This is a genomic window from Vibrio sp. 1402 (genome assembly GCF_033340275.1).
Map to the genome: position 1 here is coordinate 1 of NZ_JAWOWE010000642.1, position 533 is coordinate 533.

The 533-nt window shown below is 45.6% G+C and carries 1 protein-coding gene; it reads left to right on the forward strand.

The genetic code is table 11. The features are described from left to right. On the forward strand, window positions 1-533 hold a 533-nt coding region (gene lpxB / locus R7044_RS27710), incomplete at both ends, for a lipid-A-disaccharide synthase (protein ID WP_225456296.1).

A 533-nucleotide genomic window follows, 5' to 3' on the forward strand; every position in this document is an offset into this window, starting at 1 on the left:
CTAGGGGAAGGCTTTATCAAGGCAGTGAAAGAACGATACCCGAATGCAGAGTTCGTTGGCATCGGTGGGCCAAAGATGATCGCGCAAGGCTGTGAATCTCTTTTTGATATGGAAGAGTTAGCTGTAATGGGGTTAGTTGAAGTGCTTGGACGATTACCTCGTTTGTTAAAAGTAAAAGCTGAGCTTGTTAAGTACTTCACCCAGAACCCGCCAGATGTTTTTGTCGGTATTGATGCGCCAGATTTTAACTTGCGTCTAGAGTTAGATTTAAAGCAAGCAGGCATTAAAACCGTGCACTACGTGAGCCCTTCAGTATGGGCGTGGCGTCAAAAGCGTATCTTCAAAATCGAGGCAGCGACCAACCTGGTACTGGCTTTTCTACCGTTTGAAAAGGCGTTTTACGATAAATTTAAAGTGCCTTGTGAGTTTATCGGCCACACCTTAGCGGACTCTATCCCTTTGCAATCTGAGCAAGCGCCTGCGCGAGATCTGCTAGGACTTGAACAAGACAAAAAATGGTTAGCAGTTTTACC